Raw genomic sequence first — 2,796 nt, forward strand, 5'->3', positions numbered from 1 at the left:
TGGTCCGTGGCCGTACTCGCCGCCAGAACCGCTGCCCGGCCCGCCGCCGTGCCCGTCACCGGGGCCGTTCCCGTGCCCATGGCCGGCGCCCTGGCCCGGGCCGGATCCGCGATTGTGTCCCCCGCCTGCTCCGGGGCCAGGACCGCCAGGACCTCGCCCGCCACCGGATCCGGGAAGAGGGCCGAACTGGCCGGTTCCGGGCCCCTCGGCTCCGAACCCCGGGCCTTGGCCACCCGGGCCCGTACGGCCGCGTTGACCTTCCCCCGCTCCGGGCCCATAGCCGCGATCGATCCTCCGACCCGGCCCGTATCCGGGACCGCCGTTCGGTCCGGTCGCCCCGCTGACCCGGCCGGTTCCTGTGCCGGGCCCGGACACGCCACCGAGGCCGCCGGTGCCGTTGCCGGACCGGAGTCCGCGCTCTTGGCCGGTGCCGCCGCTGTTTCCGCTGCCCGGCCCGGTGCCGTGCCCGGCACCGCTTTCCGGCGGGGGCTCGGAGGGCGGGTACGGGGGTCCTTGCGTCGTGGTCACCGCCCGATCATCGCAAGAACGGCAGGGGCCCTCTGTTCACCTCGCCCAAATTGACGCTAGCGTGGAGGCACCTTTTGTACACGCGGGAGCTCGGAGCACCGGGCTGAGAGGGCGCTGACCTCCGTTTTTGCGATGTTTCACGTGGAACATGTGAAACGAGTGATGTTTCACATGAAACATCGGCAGACGGAATCCGCTGCGTCGACCGCTGAACCTGTTACCGGGTAATGCCGGCGTAGGGAGTAGGTCTCATGACCATCAAGGACACACGCACGCCTGCCTCCGTCCAGGGCGAGCAGCCCGTTCAGGGCGAAGAGCCCCGGGAGGCCGGGAAGTCCATCGGCTGGCACAAGGGGTATGTCGGCGGCTCACGCCCCGACCTGCGGGTGCCGGTCCGTCAGGTGCACCTCACCAACGGGAAGTCGGTCGCTCTGTACGACACGTCGGGTCCGTACACCGATCCGCTGGTCGACACCGACGTCCGCAGGGGGTTGGCGCCGCTGCGCGACAACTGGATCATCGCCCGGGGCGACACCGAGGAGTACGCGGGCCGTCCCGTTCGCCCGGAAGACGACGGGATCAAGCACACCTCGCCGCGTGGCGGGCTCCGCAATCTCGACGCGGTGTTCCCGGGACGGCCCCGGCAGCCGCGCCGGAGCCGGAACGGACAGGCGGTGACGCAGCTCGCGTACGCCCGTCGCGGTGAGATCACGCCCGAGATGGAGTTCGTGGCCGTCCGGGAGAACGTCGACCCCGAGGTGGTCCGTGAGGAGATCTCCGCCGGGCGTGCGGTACTGCCCGCGAACGTCAACCACCCGGAAATCGAGCCGATGATCATCGGCAAGCGGTTCCTGGTGAAGGTCAACGCCAACATCGGCAACTCCGCGGTCACCTCCTCCATCGAGGAGGAGGTCGAGAAGATGACCTGGGCTACACGCTGGGGCGCCGACACGGTCATGGACCTGTCCACCGGCCGCAACATCCACACCACCCGTGAATGGGTGCTGCGCAACGCCCCCGTTCCCATCGGCACGGTGCCGCTCTACCAGGCGCTGGAGAAGGTGGACGGCAGGGCCGAGGAACTGACCTGGGAGATCTACAAGGACACGGTCGTCGAACAGGCCGAACAGGGCGTGGACTACATGACGGTGCACGCGGGCGTCCGCCTGGCGTACGTACCGCTCACCGCGAACCGTAAGACCGGCATCGTCTCGCGCGGTGGCTCGATCATGGCGGCGTGGTGTCTGGCGCACCACAAGGAGTCGTTCCTGTACGAGAACTTCGAAGAACTGTGCGAGATCCTCGCGGCCTACGACGTCACGTACTCGCTCGGCGACGGCCTGCGGCCCGGATCGATCGCGGACGCCAATGACCAGGCACAGTTCGCGGAGCTGCGGACACTGGGGGAACTCAACACGATCGCGAAGCGTTTTCACGTACAGACGATGATCGAAGGCCCGGGACACGTCCCGATGCACAAGATCAAGGAGAACATCGACCTGCAGCAGGAGATCTGTGATGAGGCTCCGTTCTATACGCTCGGCCCGCTGACGACTGACGTCGCGCCGGCGTACGACCACATCACTTCCGGCATCGGTGCCGCGATGATCGCCTGGTGGGGCACGGCCATGCTCTGCTATGTCACACCCAAGGAGCACCTGGGTCTGCCCAATCGTGACGACGTCAAGACCGGCGTCATCACCTACAAGATCGCCGCCCACGCAGCCGACCTCGCCAAGGGGCACCCAGGTGCGCAGGAATGGGATGACGCTCTCTCCGACGCCCGCTTCGAGTTCCGGTGGGAGGACCAGTTCAATCTGGCTCTCGACCCGGACACGGCACGCGAGTTCCACGACGAGACCCTGCCGGCCGAGCCCGCCAAGACCGCCCACTTCTGCTCGATGTGCGGGCCGAAATTCTGCTCGATGAAGATCAGCCACAGCATCACAGAGCGGTTCGGCGGTACGGCTGCTGCGGGGGCGACGGCTGAGGAGGTTGCCGAGGGGATGCTCCAGAAGTCGAAGGAGTTTGCGGCCAGCGGAAACCGGGTGTACCTGCCGCTCGCGGACTGAGAACCGGAGGGTGCGATGCCTCGGCGCTCCGGGGCATCGCTTCCCTCGGGGGTCGTGTCCCGCTTCGTGGTGTAAGAGACCTTGCTCGACGCGTTCCGGTAGGCCGCGCGTCGGCCACCTCATGGGACACGGCTCCCGGGGCGCGCGGCGGCTGACCGGCCGTCAGCGCCATGCGCGGCCCCGAACCGCGCCGATG

Annotated in this window: 1 protein-coding gene, 1 pseudogene and 1 riboswitch; of the genes and pseudogenes, one reads left to right on the forward strand and one right to left on the reverse strand. The window is 68.1% G+C overall.

The features are described from left to right. A pseudogene (locus RB628_RS24280) lies at nucleotides 1–278 on the reverse strand (hypothetical protein); the annotation flags it as partial. Nucleotides 279–600: 322 nt separating this feature from the next. Beyond that, nucleotides 601–787: riboswitch (TPP riboswitch) on the forward strand. Between RB628_RS24280 and thiC the strand changes: the two are divergent. Then, nucleotides 780–2,600: a phosphomethylpyrimidine synthase ThiC gene (gene thiC / locus RB628_RS24285; protein WP_318322635.1), complete on the forward strand. Its 1,821-nt coding sequence runs from the start codon at nucleotides 780–782 to the stop codon at nucleotides 2,598–2,600. It overlaps the preceding riboswitch by 8 nt. The last annotated feature ends 196 nt before the right edge of the window (nucleotides 2,601–2,796 follow it).

Origin of the sequence: Streptomyces sp. ADMS, from assembly GCF_033441795.1 — a bacterium.
In the GTDB taxonomy this organism is placed as follows: Bacteria; Actinomycetota; Actinomycetes; order Streptomycetales; family Streptomycetaceae; genus Streptomyces.

Coding starts and splice junctions, on each gene's coding strand:
- thiC (WP_318322635.1), top strand. CDS start 780: ATGACCATCAAGGACACACGCACGCCTGCCTCCGTCCAGGGCGAGCAG.